The sequence below is a fragment of the Chryseobacterium cucumeris genome (assembly GCF_001593385.1).
GTDB classification, from domain to species: Bacteria; Bacteroidota; Bacteroidia; order Flavobacteriales; family Weeksellaceae; genus Chryseobacterium; species Chryseobacterium cucumeris.
The window spans coordinates 560,507-583,842 of record NZ_LUVZ01000023.1 but is presented as its reverse complement, the minus strand read 5'-3'; the positions used below and the strand labels follow the sequence as shown (position 1 = coordinate 583,842).

General features: G+C 40.2%; 8 protein-coding genes. 6 read left to right on the top strand and 2 right to left on the bottom strand.

The window, feature by feature from the left end:
- Positions 1-38 precede the first annotated feature (38 nt).
- Entirely contained in the window at positions 39-4,907 is a 4,869-nt protein-coding gene (locus A1704_RS15005) for a PKD domain-containing protein (protein ID WP_062674727.1), read from the bottom strand.
- 519 nt (positions 4,908-5,426) lie between these two features.
- Here A1704_RS15005 and glsA point away from each other — a divergent pair.
- Entirely contained in the window at positions 5,427-6,440 is a 1,014-nt protein-coding gene (glsA, locus tag A1704_RS15000; protein ID WP_117753107.1) for a glutaminase A, read from the top strand.
- Between the two features lie 67 nt (positions 6,441-6,507).
- Here glsA and A1704_RS14995 read toward each other — a convergent pair whose 3' ends face one another.
- On the bottom strand, positions 6,508-7,362 hold the full coding sequence (locus A1704_RS14995; protein ID WP_062674725.1) for an alpha/beta fold hydrolase: 855 nt from the start codon (positions 7,360-7,362) through the stop codon (positions 6,508-6,510).
- 1,222 nt (positions 7,363-8,584) lie between these two features.
- Between A1704_RS14995 and A1704_RS14990 the strand changes: the two genes are divergently transcribed.
- Genes A1704_RS14990 through A1704_RS14970 form a run of 5 tightly spaced genes read left to right on the top strand, consistent with a single transcriptional unit; the run spans position 8,585 to position 23,335 of the window.
- Positions 8,585-15,607, top strand: a complete 7,023-nt coding sequence (locus A1704_RS14990) for a type I polyketide synthase (RefSeq protein WP_062674722.1) — start codon at positions 8,585-8,587, stop codon at positions 15,605-15,607.
- A gap of 19 nt (positions 15,608-15,626) precedes the next feature.
- Complete coding sequence (locus A1704_RS14985) at positions 15,627-19,880, top strand: type I polyketide synthase (protein ID WP_062674720.1); 4,254 nt, start codon at positions 15,627-15,629, stop codon at positions 19,878-19,880.
- Positions 19,868-20,167, top strand: a complete 300-nt coding sequence (locus tag A1704_RS14980; protein ID WP_034696900.1) for an acyl carrier protein — start codon at positions 19,868-19,870, stop codon at positions 20,165-20,167. The genes A1704_RS14985 and A1704_RS14980 overlap by 13 nt, the downstream gene beginning before the upstream one ends.
- Positions 20,158-20,940 (top strand): alpha/beta fold hydrolase, encoded by a 783-nt coding sequence (locus A1704_RS14975; RefSeq protein ID WP_062674718.1) that lies wholly within the window; start codon positions 20,158-20,160, stop codon positions 20,938-20,940. Before A1704_RS14980 ends, A1704_RS14975 begins: the two co-directional genes overlap by 10 nt.
- On the top strand, positions 20,933-23,335 hold the full coding sequence (locus tag A1704_RS14970; RefSeq protein WP_062674716.1) for a glycosyltransferase: 2,403 nt from the start codon (positions 20,933-20,935) through the stop codon (positions 23,333-23,335). The genes A1704_RS14975 and A1704_RS14970 overlap by 8 nt, the downstream gene beginning before the upstream one ends.
- Position 23,336 lies beyond the last annotated feature (1 nt).

Here is a 23,336-nt window from a genome sequence, read left to right as displayed (position 1 = left end):
AACAGTGCTCTCCGAAGAGAACACTGCTTTATAAGCTACTAATTTTTAATTAGTTTTCCTTGTAATGAGGTGTCTCCCGTTTGTACGATAACAATATAAACACCCTGCAGCCAGCTGGTAACCTCCACGTCTACCTCTCCGGAAGCCGTTTTCAGTTCCTTACGGAATTTGACATTGCCCATGGCGTCAAAAACTGTAACCTGTTTTGCCAGTAATTTTTCATTGCCCGTATTATACGAGATTTTCACTTTTTCCTTCGCAGGATTTGGTGTCATTTTCAGAGAAGAAACTGAAGTTGCCGTCACACTTCTTCCTGCATTTTTCATCCCCATCCAGTTAGGATCTACCGCTTTGGTAGTAAACTTACATGTTTCATTGGAGAATAAAATCTCATCCGCACCCTGGAAGTTTGAGTTTGGATAGAATGCCAATGGATTAGCGTTCATATCATACACTCCACCAGCAGGAATTGTAATAATAGAAGGAAGATAAATTCCAAATCCATTAAGACTTGAAACGGTAAGACTTATCGGCTGGCTTCCGCCATTGTAGATCACACCATACACATTATAGTGATCTCCAACCCATTTCATGTCTTTGATACTTGCTTCCAGTTTACATTCTGTTTCGTATCCACATTCTTTACCCGGATAGTAATTCATGGTTCCGGAAGTAAACTGACATCCCAGATGGTCAATCTGCAACTGATAAGTTCCTGCAGCACCAATGTACAACGGATAAATATAATCATTGTTTCCACTCTGGATGCTGTTTCCAAACAACAGCCAATCATGATGATCGAAGACTCCTTTTGGTCCTAAAACATAGTTCTTTCTAAGGCATTCATCATAGCATCCTGTTGGGAATACCCACATCAGACTTTCAAGGCTTAATGGAACCTGTACATTACCTACAACCTTACATCCACTTGGTGCCGTGTAGATAACCTGATAAGCACCACCTTCATTTACTGTAATAGACTGACCTGTCATTCCGTTGCTCCAGTTATAAACTCCTGCAGACGGCCCTGATGCTGTTAACATCACCTGATAAGGCTGACAACCTACCATACTATAGGTTACAGAAATCGGTGCCGGCGGGCTATTTACAGTAACTGTAAAGCTTTTGCTGCTTGTACATCCTGATGTACCCGGAGTTCTTACTTCCAGCGTATACACATAAGTACCAGCAGATAATGGTCCTGTACTTATAGCAATAGGATAAGGAGAAGAAGCCCATGGTACAATCACAGAATTTCCTTTTTTCCACTGATATTCTAAGGTGTTATCCGTTACAATACCGGTAAGTACCGTTGAAGATCCTTCACAGATATTCGCTGTTCCTGATATATTTACATATGGAGGATTTTTAAGCGTTACCGGGATTGCTTTGGTACTCATAATACTTGTTGTACATCCATCTGATGATACCAGCACAGGCCAGTAATTACCAGATTGCGTAGGTGTGAATACCGGAGAGTTTGGTGCACCTGCAACAGGCTGAGAGCCATTCATCCAGATATACTGACTAGGAGATCCAAGTGTACTGGTAAATACAATATTAGGAGCACTTCCCATACAAGCCACAAGAGAAGGAGGTGCTATAGTACCATCCAGAGTAGCTTCTTTTACATTCACACCAATGACAGCAGAAGTATATTCACATCCCATAGGTGTTTTAATTTTCAGCTGAATGGTTTTTGTTCCTGCTGTATTATACGTTATTGTAGCACCTGATCCTGTCGTAATATAAGATGTACCATCAAAAATCCATGTGTAGGTATTTCCGGGAACATAATTTATTGGACTGAATGTTATAGGCGAACGGGCACACAACCAGGCTGGAACCAAGAAAGATGTATCAGGAATAGGAGCTAATGTAATAGTCTGCGTAGTAGTACATGTTGGCTTCCCTGGTGCAGAAACCGTCATTGTAAAGGTATAAGTACCTGGCGCAAGATTATAAGTAGCAGACTGTCCTGTTTGGGTAGGCTGTCCCGGCGAAGTGAACGTGTAGGTAATAGACGCCGGATTGATTTCAAATATTGTAGAAGTATTAAAAAGTGTTACACTATAACCATTTCCACTACATACTGTACTGATATTGAATTTAGGTTCATAGTTCTTTCTCACTTCTACCCCTTTGCTGTACCAGCATGAACCGTATCTCAGGCGTACAAAAACAAGATGTGCTCCTGCAAGATTAGTCTGATATACCGGTGAAGCTGTTCCCTGACCTGAAACTAAAGTAAGGAAAGTATCAGACAACCATTGGATTTCATCCGGAGTTCCATTGTACGTTAAACCAGAAACCGTAATGTTATTACAAGCAGTCCATGCCGGCACGAAGTTGATCTGAGGATTTGCTGTACAACTTCCACTGCTCGGGCATGATTGTGTTACATTAATATTCTGTGAAGAAACCACACAACCGTTAATATCTACAGCCTGCACTCTATACGTTCCAAAAGCACCTGCTCCTGAGATGGTATACGAGTTGGTAGTTGCACCAGATATAATACCATTATTTTTATACCATTGCCAGGATATGATATTGGTAAGTCCTGTAGAGCTGTTAGCCGTAATAGTATACGGTGTCATTGTGGTAGGATCACAAACTGCAATATTATATACCGGAGAAACAGTAATAATGGTTTCAGGATATACAATAAAATTAGCACTTGCAGTAGGTTTATAATTACATCCGTTAGTACCTGCATAAGTTACAGTAACTGTGTGGGAAACATTATTTCCTGAATTATTCTGGATATATCCGTTATTCGGGAAGCTGTAAACCCCAGACGGATTAAAGGCTGTCGTAAACGTTCCGCCAGCAAAAGTGAAAGTAACACTTGTGGCTGAAGTAATAGTTCCCTGATTTACTGTAAAAGTAAGATTTGATCCTAAACAAATTCCGCCAACATTGGTAAAGCTTACTACCGGAAGCGTAATTAAAGATACCGGCATAGTAATAATCTGTGTTACTCCACATTTTACTACTTTCAGAATAAGATCAGTAGTACTCGTTGAAGAAATCTCGTTGAAGTTTACGGTAATATTAGCTGTACCCTGTCCGCCTACTACACTTCCGAAGTTGGAACTGGCAAACGACCATTCCATAAAGTCAGGAACAATACCATTCAGGTTAGCACTGAAAGTTTGAGTACTGCTTGGGCAGAAAGGTCCTGGTTTTGGATTAATAACAATAGTACTAAGGTCTATTTTAGTTACGTTAAACGTTTTCGGAGCTGAAAGACATGCTGCACTGCTGATAGATTTGTTCTGTGCAGACACTGTATATGACGTTGCGCCGGCATTAAATATCACCGTAACAGATTGTCCTGCATTACTTCCTTGAATAGTTCCGTTGGTAACAGTCCAAACCGGTACCATTCCGGGATCCACTGAACTGATGGTATAAACATAAGGTTTTCCAGGACATACTTTTGTTTCTCCGGAAATGGTTCCGTTAGGTGCCTGTGGAATTGGTAATACCTTAATAATTCTTCCATTACTTTCACAACCTCCACCTTGCTTGGTAGCCGTCACAGTATATGTTCCTGCCGTAGCAAAGTTATAGTTGAATATTCCTGTCATGGGTGGAGAAGTATACGTAGATGCTCCTGTTGTTACTTTCCAGATCACCGGTACATTAGGGACAGCTGTAAATCCTTGGCTTGTTCCGGCACAGATTTCATCCACACCACCACTTACCAATACTGGTGCTTCTACTACGATATCTATAGAAGCCTGTCCTTCACATCCCAATAAAGTATTAAAATAATTTGCTGTAAGATGATAAGTCCCTGGCTGATTTGCGGAGAAAACAATTTCGTTTCTCTGTTGAGTATTCGTCAGCAGACCTCCCGCAGGACCTGTCACATTCCAGTTAACTTTGGTTGTTGGCCACTGAGGAATTGAATAAGTATACTGTCTGCCAGTACATATCACTCCCTGTCCTTTAATTTTTGCATTTTTTAAAACTACAGGAATTTTAATTGTCGTCCACTCAGGACATGCACATTCTGACATGTACATTACATATCCAAAGCCTTCAAGCGGATCTACCTGATCCCAAACCACTTCAATTTCATTACCGTTAATGTTGACAATTGATCCTCCGATAACTTTCCATTGTCCTTTGTTGCATCCATCCTGTACATTGTATTTTTCAGTACTGCCTTCACATACTACGGAAGCACAGTTGATCTGTACAGGATCAGCTTTTAATACCTTGATTTGTTTTTTAATTTTATCCTGGCAGCCACACTTGTTGGTAACCGTCAGAGTAATTGTATAGTTTCCGGGATTAGCATACAAATGAGACGGCTCAAAAGCGGTAGAAGTTGTACCATCTCCAAAGTCCCAGAAGTAGTTAATGATATCCGATCCACCGTTCTGTTCAGAAAGATTATCAAAATAGATCGTTGTATTCCTACATACAGTATCAGTCAGGTTTAACATTTCAAATTTAGCAATCGGCCTGTTAATCTTTTCGATACAAATGGTCTGGGTTTCCACAGTTCCGTCATTGTAGGTGATAACCGCCTGTAAAGATCCGTTCCCCGCTGCTCCCCAGCTTACATTCGCTACGGTATTCGCAGGTCCTGAAATAGCTGCTGTACCTCCTGAAACCGTCCATTGGACATTGGAAACATTCGGTCCCTGAATCTCGTATTTTACGGTTGATTGCTCACAGACCCGGAGACATTGGGATGAATTGATGTAGGAATAAGCGATTCCGTTGTCAGGGATCTGACCATCTTTTTCGCCACGGAATTCCTGGCATCCGACCTGAGCGGTCCATGTAATTCGAGCTTGAGCTTGTAGTACCCAGGGTACCAGAAGCCAACATAGCAGGAGCCATCTGAAGATGTGCTGCCTACCAAAATAGGTGTTGTTTTTCATAGTTATTAAAAAAGTGTTATTAATTTTTTGTCAAATTAGTAAAAATAATAATATAAAACTCATTTAATCGTGAAAAAATAACATTATTTCACAGTTGAATTTCAACAATATAGATAAATTCATACTTATATGCTATTTCACCAACTCATTAGTTATATAAAAAAAAATCATCTTTTTTTTAATTTCAGGGTCTCCAAGCCATTTTCAATCAAATAAAATCCTATTGTTTCTACCAATAAATCCCAAAATCAACAAGTAAAATTAAATTTAATTTATTTTTTACTAAATAATATCAATTTGTATTAAAATTAATCACATTCAAAACAGATAGAATAATAAGTTTTACCCATTTCTTAATTCTTAAAAAACTATATGTATTTCGACAACTTAATCTTCATCAAGCATTTCCTATTCATATCAATATCCGTAAGGACAATCATTAGAATTGCCGACAAGATTAAAATAATTTATCTTTGTTTTTCAAGGCTTATCATAAACATTATATTCAACAACTCTTATATGAGAAACAAAAATTTTTTATTTTCCGCCAAAGGAATCTGTACTGCAGCTTTTCTTTCCTTAAACACAATCTTTTATGCACAGAAGACAGCAGATCTCTCAACCCTTTCAGAAAAAACATTAAATACCATTCTGGAAAAAAACAGAGCTTATTATACTCAGGGAAAAGTGGCAGATTACATTCCTGAACTAGGGAAAATGGATGCTAAAGCAATTGCCTTTTCAGTGGTTGATAAAAATGGAAAAGTATTCAACACCGGTGATGTAAGTAAGAAATTTACCATGCAAAGCATTTCCAAAATCATATCCTTAATGGTAGCCGTCAATGAAAAAGGAGAAACTCATATTTTTGATAAAATGGGATATTTCGGATCAGACAAGCCTTTCAACCATTTTTCCAATCTTGAAACCACAGGAAAGCCACTTAATCCAATGATGAATGCCGGAGCAATCCTTACCACTTCATTGATCTCAGGAGACGGAGAAAAACCATTCCTTAAAATTCTGGATATGGTAAGGTATATTACCAAAAACCCATCCATAGATTACAATAAATCGGTTTACGAATCGGAAAAATCAACAGGACACCGTAACCGTGGAATGTTTTACATCATGAAAAACAGCGGACTGATTTCAGGAAATGAAGACCAGCTGGACAACTATTTCAAACAATGCTCTATTGAACTTACTGCTGAAGATCTCGCAAAAATAGGATACTTCTTTGCCAACCAGTGTGTAAGATTTGACGGTGATGCCACTTATAAAAATGCAGATATGGCAAAATTAGTAGAATCACAGATGCTGACTGCCGGAATGTATGAATTCAGTGGGGAATACTCCAGAACTGTTGGTTTACCGAGCAAATCCGGTGTAGGAGGAGGAATTACGGTAAGTGTTCCGGGAAAAATAGGAATCGGAGTTTTCAGTCCTGCTTTAGATCAACATGGAAATTCTCTGGCCGGATATCATATGATTTTAGATCTGGCAAAACAGTATGGATTAAGTATCTTTTAAAGATTCTGGTACATAAACTATCACAAAGGCTCCAAAACAAAATGTTTTGGAGCCTTTGCATAAAGGATTAATCATTCCTTCTCTTTAGTAAAAATGCATTTATTTTATCTGCCAGACCAACCAGCACATGTCCCTTGTCAGGATCAACATAGGATTCAAAATCAGGAAGTAACCCTTCAAGTCTTTCTTTTATTTGTTGAGAATCCCTGACCACATCACCTGCTCCACCTATAAAAAAGACAGGCATGGTCATATTTTTCAATTCTTCATCAGAAAAAATATACTCCTTATCTATCCTTGCATTCACAGAGGACTGCATGAGACTCATAAAGTCCAGAACAGACTGATCTATTTTTTGTGAACCCGTTATCAGTTTATTGATTTTTCTCTTCCCGGCATTTCCAAGTAGAGAAAAGAATATCGCTTTTAACACAAAGCTACGCTGTGTTTTTACAATTCCTCCTGGAGAAAGAAGGACAAGCTGACTGATTTTTTCCGGATATCTGGCTGCAAACTTTATCGCAAGCCATCCACCTTGAGACAATCCCACCAAAGAAAATTTTGTTATTTTCAGTTGTTGGAAAACCTCAAACAGCCAATCACTGTAATAATTGCCTTTATAAGGAAGTCTGTTTTGTTCACTTTTACCTGGTTCCCCAATAATATCAATAGCATATACTTTGTATTCTTTGCTGTACAAAGCAAGATCCTTCATCCAGGATGCAGCGTTAGAATTAGCTCCATGAAGTAATATAAGTTTAGGATAATCTTCATTTCCATAACTGATAACATGGGTTTCTCCAAAGCTTGTTGGGACCGCTTGTTGACGGATATTTCCTTTAAAATTTGCTAATGCAGCATCATATTGCTCCATCACCCTTTCTTTGTGAGTACCTGATCTGAAAGTTGTTGTCTGTTTCATATATACCTGTTTTCTTTTGTTGTATTTTTTAAATCCAAAAACAAATTTCTGTATGACGCACCCCAAAAGTCAGATCTCTTGAATCTGACTACAGTTATTCAAGATCAACCGGAAATTGGCCAATTTCTGAAAAGGAAGTCAATACGAATTGAGTATGGATAAGATTAGAAACCCGTTAAATCATCATAATTGCAAAAACAAGAGAAAACGAGCTTACTATTACAAACACAGGCATGTATAAATCATAATTTCATCAAATCAAATTATGATTGAGTTTTTAGGAGTACAAAAATACAAAAGTTTTATATAAAAATCATAAAATACAATAAAAAGCAATTGTTTTATTAAATCCCAGAAAGATTACCCATAGACATAACACATTAATAAACAGATCTTTTACCTTAAAAATTAAAAAAACACCCACCTTTTATATTTACTTTTTTTATGAATTTCGGAAAGATATTTAAATTATTCTTAAAAATACCTATCTATTTATTTATCAAAAAGATAGAAAAAGTTCATAAATAATTCAAATTAAATCACAATATATTGATTAATTTTATTTAAATTCGCTTTGTCATTTTATCAGATTGATAAAGGTAATTCTAACATTTCAGAACCGTATTCATTGTATATTATCTTTTTGTAATATACCTAAAAACAAATCTCTTGTTTTTGAAATATTTTATTTTTTATTCCTATATTTGCTTAACATTTTTTTAACTATAACCATTTATAGTTAAAATTTATAAGATTGTACCGGCCATGTTTCTAAGAATAAGGAAACAATAAATATACTTTAATAGCATTTGAACAATTGATATTTTCATATTAAAAAATCATTATCAAATAGCGTTTATAATTGAAGATATATGATTGTTTTATTATTTTTATTTCCTCATAACAGAAAATTGTTATTTATATGAATAACATTAGTGTTTTGCTATGAGATATCATTAACTATTTCTATACCGTAAATGCTATGAAAAACTTGACCAAAATCAGGCTGATGCCCTTTGAAAAGTCGGATATAATTACTACAATCCAAAATCTATCAACAAACGATAGATTATTAAATAATTACCATAAAACAATACATATTGTTAACGATTTAACAAAAACAATTTTTACTATATCATAGCAAAAAGTAATGGTCTTAGCGAAAGACCTTGCATTCTGTTATGAAACTCTTGCTATCATTCAATAATTCAATTAACACGCCATGAAAAAATTAACCATTATTGGACTGACGCCTTTTGAAAAGCCGGACGTTAACCTTATATCCCGATTGCACCAGGCGGGTGCGTTCCCCGTACTAAGTTTAGGAAATGAGCTAATGAAAGCCCAGGAAGCGTTACATCAACTTGACGAGATAGACGTACCATCGTATGGTATTTATTTTTCTAACGACAATTTCACCACTCTGCAGATTCCGGAAAAAGTAAGATTTGCGATCCTTCCGTTCGGAATGTCCACACCATTCAATGTACCTGCTATTTATCAGGTAACCAGTTTGGAAGAGGCCAGACAAGCTGAAGAATCAGGGGCACAAGGAATCATTATCAAAGGAAATGAAGCCGGTGGATTAGTAGGCTATGAATCCACGTTTGTATTATTCCAGCGTGTGATCAAAGAAATCCAGAGGATTCCGGTGTGGATACAGGGAGGAATTGGTCTCCATACTGCCGCCGCATCAAAAGCTTTGGGAGCAACAGGAATTGTTCTGGACAGCCAATTGGCGTTGTTCCCGGAAAGTTCAGTTCCTAAGGATCTGAAAGAAGTATGCTCAAAACTGAATGGTACAGAAACTAAGGTGATTGCTAACCATCGTGTATTGGTAAGACCTAACTCACCTGCTTTACCTGAAAATGCAACCGCTGAAGATCTGAAACAACACTTTACAGGTTTCGACCTTAGTACATGCTATATCCCTATGGGACAAGATATTTCATTAGCAACGGATCTGTATGAAGACTTCAAAACACTGAAAAAACTTATTTTCGGTTTCAAAGAAGCCATCTATGGACACCTGAAACAAGCCAAAGCACTTAAAGTAATTGATAAACACAACTCTTTAGCACAGGAACTGGGCTTGAGTTATCCTATCGCCCAAGGCCCAATGACCCGTGTGAGTGATGTTCCTTCCTTTGCCAACGCAGTAGCAGATGCAGGAGCCTTACCTTTTGTTGCTTTATCCTTATTGAAAGGAGAGTCTGCAAAATCTTTGGTAATGGATACCAAAAAACTGGCTGGTGAAAAAACATGGGGTGTGGGAATTTTAGGATTTGCTCCACAGGAATTAAGAGATGAACAGACATCCTATATATTAGAAGCAAAACCTCCTGTAGTTTTGATAGCCGGAGGAAGACCTGCACAGGCTAAAGTATTTGAAAAAGCAGGAATTAAATCATTTTTACACGTTCCTTCCCCTGCCCTTCTGGATATTTTTCTGAAAGAAGGAGCTAAAAACTTCATTTTTGAAGGACGAGAGTGTGGAGGTCACGTAGGCCCCCTGTCCAGTACAGTTCTTTGGGAAAAACAAATTGAACGTATTTTAAAAGAAGATCATCCTGAAAACATCAGTGTCTTTTTTGCGGGAGGAATTCATAACGCTTTTTCAACGGCATTTGTTTCAATCATGGCTGCACCATTGGCTGCAAGAGGAGTAAAAATCGGGGTATTGATGGGCACAGCGTATCTGTATACCCACGAAGCTGTACAAACCGGAGCTATTCAGGAAGAATTCCAATCTCAGGCAATGCAGGCGAAGGATACCGTTTTACTGGAAACAGCTCCCGGACATGAAACCCGTTGTTTAAATACAGCTTTTGCCCACCATTTCAATACCGAAAAGGCAAAACTTCTTGCTGCCGGAATGGATAAAAAGCAGGTATGGGAACAACTTGAAAAATTGAATGTAGGCCGTTTACGTATTGCGGCTAAAGGTATAGAACGTCAGGGTGATAAATTGGTCAACATTCCTAAAGATGACCAACTGGACTTAGGAATGTATATGATCGGACAGGTAGCCACCATGCAGAATCGTGTGATCTCATTGGCTGCTCTTCATCAAAGTGTTGTAGATAATTACAAACATATTCAGGAGGCGGCATTACCGGAAGAACCCGTTTCTACGGAAAAACCGCTGGACATCGCTATCGTAGGAATGGAATGTATTTTCCCGGGAGCTAAAAACCTTGATGAATACTGGAGAAATATCATTTTAGGAAAAGACAGTGTTACCGAAGTACCGGATGAAAGATGGAATAAAGAACTTTATTATAAGCCGGATTCCAACGAACCGGATGTATCCCATTCCAAATGGGGAGGATTTATTCCTAAAATCGATTTCGATCCATTGGCATTTGGAATTCCGCCACAATCCCTTGCTGCTATTGAACCTACACAGTTGTTAACCTTATTGGTTGCCAAGCGTGCCATGGAAGATGCTGGATATGGAGAAAAACACATCAACAGAGAAAACATTTCTGTCATTATAGGTGCTGAAGGAGGTAATGACCTGGCCAACAGCTATAGTTTCAGAGGATATTATAAGCAGGTTTTCGGAGAACTTCATGAAGAAGTAAAAGAAGCCTTCCCACATACTACTGAAGATTCTTTCCCGGGTATTCTGGCAAATGTAATCGCAGGTAGGATTACGAACAGATTAGACCTTGGTGGAAGAAACTTTACGGTAGATGCAGCATGTGCTTCTTCTTTGGCAGCCATTGATCTGGCATGTCAGGAACTTGTATTAGGAAAATCTGATATGGTTCTTGCCGGAGGAGCAGATTTACACAATGGAATTAACGATTACCTGATGTTCTCGAGCACGCATGCCCTATCCAGAAAAGGAAGATGTGCTACATTTGATGATGACGCAGACGGTATTGCTCTTGGAGAAGGTATCGCTATCCTTGTTTTAAAAAGATACGAAGATGCTGTACGTGATGGTGACCGTATTTATTCAGTAATCAAAGGAGTTGGAGGATCCAGCGACGGAAAAGCCCTTGGATTGACTGCTCCTAGAAAAATAGGTCAGGTAAGAGCTCTGGAACGTGCTTATTCCCAGGCTGGGATCAGTCCTGCTTCTGTAGGCCTTGTAGAAGCGCATGGTACAGGAACGGTAGTAGGTGACAAAACTGAATTAAGTGCACTGACTAATTTATTCAGTCGCTCAGGAGCTTTACCAGGACAGACGCATTTAGGTTCCGTGAAAACACAGATCGGCCATACAAAATGTGCGGCAGGATTAGCAGGATTGATCAAGGCTTCCCTTGCAGTTTATCATGGTGTAAAGCCACCTACCCTTCATCTTCAGCAGCCAAATGCTTATTATAACGCAGAAACCAGTCCGTTTGCATTCCATGCTGAAAGTGGATTATGGGCAGAGAAAAACCGTTATGCAGGAATCAGTGCTTTCGGATTTGGGGGAACGAATTTCCATACCGTTATTGCGAACCATCCTAAACAGGACAATTCAATTGCCATGCAGTCGTGGCCTTCAGAATTGTTTGTCTTCCGCGGAGATACCTATGAAGAAGCGAAAGGACAGTCAAGCCAGGTTAAGGTATTATTAGAAATTAATGATGGTATTCCATTAAAAGATATTGCTTACAGTTTAAGCATCAGCTCAGAAAAACCAATCCAGTTCAGTATTGTCGCAGACACCGCTGAAGACCTGATGATGAAGCTTGAGTTAGTACTGCTAGGGATTGAGACAAAAGATACTTTCACCGTGAATAAAAAAGAAGGTAAAGTAGCATTCACCTTCCCGGGACAGGGCAGCCAGAGAATCAATATGGCTCGTGACTTATTTGTAGTTTTCCCGGCTATGCGTAAGATTATTGATGAATATCCTGAACTTGAAAAAGTAGTTTTCCCCTCTAAAACCTTTAACGAAGCTGATTTAAAACAACAGAAAGAAACCATTAAAGATACCCGTTTAGCACAACCGCTTTTAGGAATTGTAGACCTTGCATTGGCAAAATTCCTAGAATCATTAGGTATTATCCCTGATATGCTGGCAGGCCACAGCTATGGTGAAATTCCGGCTTTATGCTTTGCTGGAGTATTTGGAGAGGATAAACTGGTGGACCTAAGTGTTAAGAGAGCTCAATCTATCTTAGATTCAGTAGAAGGTGGAGATCCGGGTTCAATGTTGGCAGCAAGTGCTACTGCAGAACGTTTACAACCTATTATTGCTAAAGTTGAAGGATGCTATCCTGTGAATTTCAACGCTCCGACTCAATGTGTGATTGCTGGAAGTACGGAAGCTATCAATAAACTGCTGGAAGTGCTTAAACAGGAAGGTATTTCTGCTAAAAAACTGGAAGTTGCCTGTGCATTCCACAGTCCATTACTAGCGAAATCCAAAGGTTTATACGCTGAAGTCTTAAAAGGTGTTCCTTTCCAGGAAATGCAGATTCCTGTTTGGTCTAATACCACTGCAGAAGTATATCCAACGAATCCATCAGAAATAAAAGAAAGACTTACTGATCATCTGGTACAGCCTGTAAGATTTGTAGAACAGCTTCAGGCCATGTACAATGACGGTGCAAGAATATTCATCGAAGTAGGACCGGGAAAAGTACTTACCGGATTAACCAAATCCTGTCTTGAAAAAGATCAGCTCACCCTATATGTTGAAGACAACAGCCGTAATAAATTCAGCCATCTGCTTTGCATGCTGGCACAATATTTAGGAACAGGCAGAAGCTTTAACATTGATAAACTTTTTGACGGCAGAAGTGTTACGATTATTGATCTTAACCAACCTGAGCTTTACAAGAAAAGCCCTGCTATCTGGCGTGTTAACGGGCAAACTGCCCACCCAACTACCGGTAATCTGCCATCTAATGGTGCATTACCACTTATAAACCCAATTCCCATGAACAATTTTACTAATAATCCACAGGCACCCGGAACGGAAGCCCAGTCTACTGCTGAACGCATGTTGCAGGAATATTTGAACAGCATGAAATTAATGATACAGGCACAACGCGATGTGATGCTTTCCTTTATGGGACAGAATCCTCAGGCGTTCCCTGCTCCTGTATACCATTCACCAGCACCGGCTGCTGCACACCAACCTATATCTACGATTCCTGTTCAGCCAGTTCATCAGCAACCTGTAGCTGTAGCTCCTGTAAAACAAGCTCCGTCAAGAGATATTAAATCCCTATTACTACAGGTAGTAAGTGACAAAACAGGATACCCTCAGGAAATGCTGGGTATGGAAATGGACCTGGAAGCGGATTTAAGTATCGACTCTATCAAAAGAGTTGAGATCATCGGAACACTTCGTAACGAATTGGGAACTCTGGGCAACGGAAACACCAGCGAAGACACCGTTATGGAACAGCTGGCAGGCATAAAAACATTAAGCGGATTAGTTTCATGGCTTACTGAATTCTCAGGTGCTGAAACAACTGCTGCGACAGAAAAAAATGGATCTGCGGCCGAATCAGCGCCTTCAAAACCACAGGCTCAGCCGGCATTCTCACTGGAGGACCTTCAAAATGCCATTTTGAATATCGTGAGCGAAAAAACAGGATATCCAAAAGAAATGCTGGGGCTTGATCTTGATCTGGAAGCAGATTTAAGCATAGATTCCATCAAACGTATGGAAATCATCGGTGATCTTAAAACTAAGATCGGATTTGGTCAAAACCTTGAACAGGCTGATGATGTGATGGAAAAACTGGCAGCCATTAAAACCCTTCGTGGCCTGGCAAGCTGGATCAGCGAAATGAATGGGGAAACCAACGAAGCAGCTCCGGAAGCGAAAGAAGAAAATACTACAGAGCCAACTCAAAATGTATTGTCACGTCTTCGTTTTGACATCACTCCTACCGATGCTTCTAAAGTACAAAATACTGAAGTATTGCAGGGAAAACGTTTTGCCATTACACAGGATGACAGCAAACAAACTTCTGCGATCAAAGAAACTCTGGAAAAACATGGAGCTATCGTAGAAATAGTAGATACGGATAAAGATCTTTCAAATATCGACGGATTAATTATGTTAGACCTATTCTCTGCCGTTGATAAACCAAGTATTATCGATCATGTAGATCTGATCAAGAAACTGGATTTTGATAAAGCAAAATGGGTATATCTTATTTCTGATATTCCTGCACATATTCAGGAAATTACAGATGCAAGTATATTACGTCATCATCAGGGATATCCGGGACTTTTCAAAAGTTTAGCCAGAGAATTTGATAATACAACATGCAGACTCATCAGCCTGAGCACCCCTCAGGAAGTAGATCAGATTGCTGAAATTACATTGAAAGAGATCCTTACCAACGATAAACCTGCTGAAGTGATTTATAAAAATGATCAGAGACACCAGGTAGACATCATTCCTTCTCCATTATCCACGAGTTTACATGAGGCCCATATCCAGCTAGATCAAAAATCTGTGGTATTGGTATTGGGAGGCGCACAGGGAATCACTGCTGAATTGGTAAAACATATGTCTCAGGCTTATCCTTGCACCTATATTCTGGTAGGAAGATCGGCAGACCCGAGAAATGAGCTTTCGGCTAAAGACTTTGAGGGGATGAAAACCAAAGAAGAAATTAGAAGTTTCCTGATCAAGTCTGGTCAATTCACTTCTCCTGCAGAAATAGAAAAAGAAACGACGAAGATTTTCAAAAATAATCAGATCCTGCGTACTATCCGTGACATGGAAAACCTTGGAAATACCATCATTTACCAATCACTGGATCTTTGTGACGAAGAAGGTTTAAGCAATCTGATCAGCAGTATTTATGAGAAATACAACCGTCTGGATGGAGTCATCCACGGAGCAGGTCTTTTAGAAGATAAATTATTCAAACAAAAGACGACAAGCTCCTTCGGACGTGTATTTGATACCAAAGTAAAACCGCTTCGTGTATTGGCAGAACAGCTTCGTTCAGACTGTCAGTTTGTAGTATTATTCTCAAGTATTGCTTCCGTATACGGTAACAAAGGTCAGACAGATTATGCCGCAGCCAACAGTGTACTGGATGATTACGCTAATGCTTTAAACAAAAGGTTAAAAGGAAAAGTAATCTCTATCAACTGGGGACCATGGAAAGGTGCCGGAATGGTCTCTTCCACCCTGGAATCTGAGTACGAGCGCAGAGGTATTTCCATGATCCCATTGGATGAAGGAAAAGAAATCTTCCTTAACGAGATTAAATATGGAACGGAAAGCCAGGTGCTGATCATGTCAGGAAATAATTGGTAAAACACTGTATAAACAAAGTATGAAAAAAACAGATGTTGCTGTAATTGGTCTATCCTGTGTCTTTCCCGGGGCACAGGATGCCAACACTTTTTGGCAGAATATTGTCAATAAAGTTGATTCTACCGAACTCGCTCCGGCGGATCGGATAGATCCGGTTCATTTCAGTGATGCCACAAGTCCCGTTGACCGTTTTTACTGTCAGCGTGGAGGGTTTATCCCTGATTATACTTTCGATCCTACCGCATTTGGTATTTTGCCATTAGCCGTTGAAGGAACGGAACCTGATCATCTGCTTACCCTTGATCTGGTACAGAAAGCACTGGAAGATGCAGGTATATTTCAGAAAAACATTTCCCTTGATAAAACGGGAATCATCATTGGTAAAGGAAACTACACAGGCCCAGGTGCGACCCGAGCTATAGAAATTGTAAGAACCGGAGAACAGATTTCTTCATTGTTACAAGAGTTACTGCCTCACGTTTCTTCTTCCGATATTGAAAAGGTAAAGCATGCATTTCAGGAACGTAAAGGTCGTTTTGCAGCAGATACTGCGATGGGATTAATTCCCAATCTTGTTGCTTCACTTGTCGCCAACCGTTTCAATCTGGGAGGTGCTGCATTCACTGTAGATGCCGCTTGTGCCTCTGCTTTAATTGCTGTAGATCATGCAGTGCAGGAACTTCAGAGAGGCCGTTCCGATATCATGATCGCAGGAGGCGTACACACAGGACAGAATGCTGCCTTCTGGAGTATTTTTGCCCAGCTGGGAGCGATGTCACGTCAGCAGCAGATCAAACCTTTCAGTATGGATGCTGATGGTCTGTTAATCGGAGAAGGTTGTGGTTTCGTAGTCTTAAAAAGACTGGAAGATGCCGTTCGCGATCAGGATAAGATCTATGCGGTTATTAAAGGCGTTGGCGTAAGCAGTGATGGTACCGGAACCAGCGTAATGAGCCCGTCCGTAAAAGGTCAGCTGAAAGCGTTGGAACAGGCTTGGATCAATGCTGATTTAGATAAAAATAAAGTGGGATACCTTGAGGCTCACGGCACAGGAACACCGCTTGGAGATAAAACAGAACTTCAGACCTTGGCTCAATTCTTTGGAAAAGAAGAAGCTGCTCCGGCTGCAGGTATCGGATCTGTAAAGTCCAATATCGGACATGCCATGCCAGCTGCCGGAATTGCTGGATTAATTAAAACCTGTCTTGCCTTACATCACGATACTTTACCACCAACCCTATATTGCGAAAATCCGACTTCGGAGATGCAGAATACAAGGTTTGAACCGGTACAGGAAGCCAGAAACTGGTCAAAAACAGGACTACCAAAAGTAGCTGCGGTGAATGCTTTCGGATTCGGAGGAATCAATGCACACGTTGTTTTGGAAGGGTATGATATGCCTAAAAAAGATCAGGTATTGATCTTGGCCAGACCTACTCATGAAGAACTGCTATCTGCATTACAAAATAATGAAACAACTATCGGCGAAGGAGATTTCAGAGTTGCGATATTCGATCCAACTCCTGCCAGAATAGAAAAAGCCATAAAAATTGTTTCCAAAAATATCATCTGGAAAAACAAACAGGATATCTGGTACACTTCTACCCCATTATTAAAAGATGGAGGTAAAGTAGCCTTTGTATTCCCTGGATTAGATGGTCTGGCAAAAGGTGAGGTAGAAACGGTAAGCCGTTATTTCGGATTGTCAGCACCTATCGAAACAGAAGGTGAAGGGCTTCTAACCGATGCTTTAAACATTTTCAACAACTGCAGTATCCTTGATAATTCACTTAAAAAACTGGGAATTATTCCGGATATGAATGCAGGACACAGCTTAGGAGAATGGCTGGCCGGTTACTCTTCGGAATTAGCAGAAGCCAATTCTGTAAAAGCCTTAATTGATGTACTGAATCCTGAAACTTTTGAACTAAAAGATTCCAAGTTCATTGCCATAGGAGCCGGAATTGAGGTGATAAAACCTTTTATTGCTGAAATTTTAAACCTCTATGTTTCCAATGACAACTGCCCTAATCAGGTGATTCTTTGCGGAAGCAATGCAGCTCTGGATGAATTGGTTCCTCTGTTAAAAGCAAAACAGATCTTCCATCAGGTACTGCCGTTCCAGTCTGGATTCCACTCTCCTTTTATCGCTGATAAACTGGATGTGATCCTTGCGGGAATGGAAAAAGCACAGTTCCAGCAGACGAAAATTCCATTGTGGTCTGCTACTACCTTAGAACCTTATCCTGCAGATCAGGCAGCGATCAGAAAACTGAGTGCAGAGCATTTGGTAGAACCTGTTCGTTTCCGTGAACTGACAGACAAATTATACGAAGAAGGCGCAAGAGTCTTCATTCAGGTCGGTACAGGAGGACTGATCGGATTTATTGATGATACCTTGAAAGGAAAAGCATTCAGTACGATTGCTTCCAGCGTTCCAACCCGTTCTGCATTAGCTCAGTTACAGCGTGTAGTGGCTTCTTTATTTGTAGAAGGAAAAACGATTGCTCTTGACTTTCTGGAGATTCAGAATCATTCGAAAAAAGCTTCAGGAAAAGGCATTAAGCTGGAATTAGGCTCTCCTATTATCCGTAATTTTAAAGAAGTGAAAGCGTTGGCTCAGTCTTTTGACACGCCAAAACAATATACAGCAACAGCTTCGGCTATTGCCACAAAAAGCGGTCACCCGCTGGTACAGGCATTTCAGGACAACGTTGCGGATATGATCCGAATGCAGGAAGAAGTATTGACTTTATTCCAGAACCGTCCGGAAATCACCATCCAAAGACCTGCACCTGTAGTTCAGGCTGCTCCAAAACCCGTAAGAAGTACAAATTTTACAAAAGATTTATATGTAACGCTGGAAAGTCATCCTTACCTGATCGATCACAGCTTATTAAGACAGCCTAAAGGATGGGCTCATGTAGCAGATATGGAACCGGTAATCCCGATGACGATGATCTTTGAACAGCTTGCAGAAATTGCAGAAGCAGAAATCCCGGGAACATTGGTTCATAAAATCATGAATGTAAGTGTATTCCAATGGATGAACGTGGCCAAACCTTTCGAAAAAACCGTAAAAGGAGAATGGCGTTCACCGAATCATGCCTATCTTGACATTGAAAACTTTGCCAACGCAGAAGTAGTCTTAAAATCTGCTCCTGTTCCAACACCTAACTTCAATCTTTCCATCGGTAATCTTTTACCTATCGAAAGAACCCCTGAAGAAATCTACGACATGCACATGTTCCATGGAGACCAATATCAGGGAATTACAGAAGTTTCTGCCGTAGGAGATAAAGGAATCATTGGGAAGATAAAAGGAAACGGAGGTAAAGGATCATTACTTGACAATGCAGGACAGCTATTCGGGCTTTGGCTGCAGCTTACTTTGGTGAAAGACCGTATTGCATTCCCTGTAAAAATCAGAGATATTGAATTCTTCGGAGATATGCATGATCAGGAAGGTATTTTTGAATGTACCTGCATGCTGACTGAATTGAATGATGAATTCGCCATCGCAGATATCATCCTGAAAAGAGACGAAAAAATATGGTGCGCCATTACCGGCTGGCAAAACAGAAGACTGGAAATTGATGCCGCTTTATGGAATGTTTCCATGTCACCACTGCACAACAGACTTTCAGAAGAGATTGCTCCTGAAGTATTTTTCTTCCATCAGGCCTATACCAGAGTCGCTTCATGGGATTTTATCCTGAAAAGATATTTCAACCAAACGGAAAAACAGTATCACCAGCAGCTATTACCTAACAAAAAGAAAAACTGGATGGTAAGCCGTGTAGCGGTGAAAGATGCCGTAAGAAATCTTCTTCGCAAAGAAAAAAATCATGCCTGCTTCCCGATTACGTTTGAAATCCGTTCCGATGAAGTGGGGAAACCTTACCTTATCAGTGATTTTACAGATAACATCCATATTTCTCTGGCTCATAAAGGAAAAGAAGCTGTTGGGATCGCGAGATATGGAAAATCTGTAGGAATTGATATGGAACTGATGGAAGAACGCAGTTCAGGATTCTATGACATGGTATTTACCGACAAAGAATTAACCTTATTAAAAGACAGAGATCAGGCGGAGTGGACCACCCGTTTCTGGGTCGCCAAGGAAGCTTACGGAAAGTTTCTGGGAACAGGACTGAAAGGGAATCCTAAAGCCTTCGAAGTCGAAGAAATAAAAGATGATCACTTGTGGATCAACAACATTGAAATCAAAACTATTAAACATAAAAATTATATTATCGGATGGACACTGTAAACGCAACATTAAAAATGAACCACGAAGAACTTTTTACTTTATTAAAAGGTTTTATTACTGAAGTGATAGGTGCTGAATTTGTAGAAGAGATGGACATTACTCCTGAAAGTTCATTCACCAGAGATCTTGAGATGGACAGCATCGAGATTGTCTCTTTCTCTGAAAAGATCAAGGCGCATTTTGGCGATCAGATCGACTTTACAGGTTGGTTATCATCTATGGATCTTGACCAGCTTATTAATCTTGACCTTAGTATGATCATCAATTATATCTACGAATGCCAATAATCACTGTCAATAACAGACAAGTTCATATACAGGAACTCAACAAAGGAGCCGAACAAACCGTGGTACTCATCCACGGTATGTTCAGTAACCTGTCCATTTATTATTTTAATATTGCCCCAATTCTGGCAAAACATTTCCATGTGGTGATGTACGATCTGAAAAGCCACGGTATGAGTGAACGCTTTCTGGATGGGTACGACCTTGACAATATGTCATCCGATTTAATAGGTTTAATAGATCACCTTCAACTGGAAAAAGTACACCTTGTCGGCTATAGTTTCGGAGGCCTTATCGCTTTAAAAACAGCTTTAGAATACCCGGACCGCGTGAATCAGCTTGTAGTAATGGAAGCACCGGATCCTCAGGACGAAAAAGCCCGTAACATCATTGATGAATACAGCAAAGAGTTTCTTGAGCATTACGTGGCCAACTTTACAGACACCACCAAAGTACAGATGGGCAAAAGACAAATGGAGAAGAACCACCGTATGTATGAATTTTTGTTTAATCAGACCAGCATTAAAGCAGATATGATTAAGGAAAAACATTTCCTTGGTGAAGCCCGTTTTAATGAATTAACAGCTCCTGCGCTATTGCTTTATGGCGCTGATTCCAACTGCAGGCCTACCGGTGAGTGGCTTCAGTCTCAAATCAGCCAGTCTGAGCTTGAATTAATCCCGGGTGATCACAATATTCCTATCCAGGAACCTCAGCTTATCGCTGAAACGATTGCTCAATTTTTATCTAAAATCCTAACACAAAACCATGGCTAAATTTGCATTTATAGTTCCACCATTGACAGGACATGTCAACCCTACTTTAAGCATCGGTGCTACCCTGCTGGAAAGAGGACATGAAGTAGCCTGGATCAGCCTTGACCCGACTTTAGAGGCCAAACTTCCCGAAGGAGGAAAATTATTACTGATCCAGTACGATCAGACCGACGAAGAAAAAAAAGAAAGTGAACAATATCTCGATATTATCTCCAAAAAAGTAGTGTATGGTATAGACAGCGTTAAGTTCCTGTATGAAGAGGTTCTTATCCCGCTGAACAGACATTGCTACAATGGTATTGTTACTTTATTAAAAATAGAGCAGCCCGATTTGATTATCGGAGATCATCAGTTATTTGCAGCTCCGGTTGCAGCCAAAACTCTTGGTATTCCTTATGCCACTTCTGTTACCGCTCCGGCAGCCATCAAAATTATGAATGAGCTTCCAAAAGTACACGAATGGGAAGTGAATCAAATCATTGATCTGCAGAAAGAACTCGGTTTCCAGGAAGAACGTTCTCTGGCGACGTCTGACCTTCTGACTCTGGTTTTGACTTCCGGTTATTTCTTTGGGGAAATGGAGAATCTGCCGTCTCAATACCAGTTCACAGGTCCGGTTCTTACGGAAAGACGTGTTTCATGTGAATTCGACTGGGAGAGATTAAAAAGCAAAGACAATAAAAAGATCTTGGTAAGTATCGGAACTACCTTCGATCACGATCATAAAAAGGCATTTTTCCAAAAGGTAATTGATGCTTTTAAAGATGAAGATTTAACCGTTGTAGTCGTTTCTGATCCACAGCTTTTTGAGCAGTGGCCTTACAATTTTATGGTGTATCAACAAGTTCCGCAACTGGATCTGCTGCCTCATTTTGACGGCGTAGTTTGCCATGGCGGCCATAATACCGTTTCTGAAACATTATCCAACGGTATTCCTTTGGTCGTGATTCCGATTGCGTATGATCAGTCGCATGTTGCAGGACGTGTGGTGCGTACAGAAGCGGGTGAGCGCCTGAATTTTAACCGATTTAAAGCCAATCACCTGAGAGAAGCGGTACAACAGATTTTAAATACTCCAAGCTACCGTGAAGCAGCTCAGAAAGTAGGTCACTCTTTTGTGGAAGCAGGAGGAGCAGCTACAGCAGCTAACTTATTGGAACAAGCGATATCAAAGGCTTCAAAACCTGAAAAACCGTCTAAATTTTTATTTGTAGTTCCTCCGTTTTTCGGACATGTGAGCCCGACTCTGAGTGTAGGAGCAAGTCTGATTGCGCGCGGACATGAAGTAAAATGGTTTGGGATTACCCCTTTAGACAGTAAACATATTCCTGAAGGAGGTTCTTATTTCTACCCTGAAGAAGATCTTGTTCCGTATCAGGAAGAAATTGCCCGTATTTTGAAAAGACAGGATGACGGACCTGCATGCTCCGGACCTGAAGTAATGAAACTGGCACTGGAAGAAACCTATGTTCCTTTCGCTAAAATGATGATGCCGGGATTAACGAGACTGACAGAAAGCTGGATGCCGGATGTGATCGTGAACGACTGTATCACTTTCGGAGGGGCTCTTTTCGCTCATAAACATCATATTCCTTGTGTAACGACAACACCTGTTCCTCCGGATGTGATGGGAGACACGGAAAAAAGTGCCCCTAAAATCTGGGAATGGCAACAAAAACTGATCAAAGACCTTCAAAAAGAAGTGGGAATTCATGAGGAAGGTATTTACATCCATTCTCACAAACTCAATATGGTATTTACCTCTCAGGCTTTCGCCGGATTTGAAACCGTTCCGCCTCATATGAAATTTGTAGGCCCGGTAAAAGGACGTCCGAACGATGCTCCGTTTGACTGGGATAAACTGAATGCATCCACCACTCCAAAGATATTTGTGTCATTGGGAACACTGTTGGTAGATATCAGAAAAGCTTTCTTCGAAAAAATCATTGCTGCATTCAAAGACCAGCCGGTAACGGTAATTGCCGCTACTCCACCGGAAATTTTTGAAGAATGGCCGGACAACTTTATTGTGAACAGCTTCGTCCCTCAATCTGCAGTGATGCAGCAAATGGATATGGTGATCTGCCACGGTGGTTTCAACACCGTAAACGATACTTTCCGTAATGGTTTACCGATGTTGATCACTCCCATTGCATATGACCACTTCCATATTGCCAAACTGATTGAGCAGGCAGGCTGCGGAATCAGCATACGGTACAAAAGACTTCGTGTAGATGCCCTTCGTGAAACTGTTTTTGAATTATTGGAAAATCCAAAATACAGAACCGCTGCTCAGGAAGTCCGCAATACATTCACGCTTGCCGGAGGAAATGATAAAGCCGTAGAACTGTTAGAAAATTTTGTACACGAACATTCAATATTAGCTTCAGTTTAGC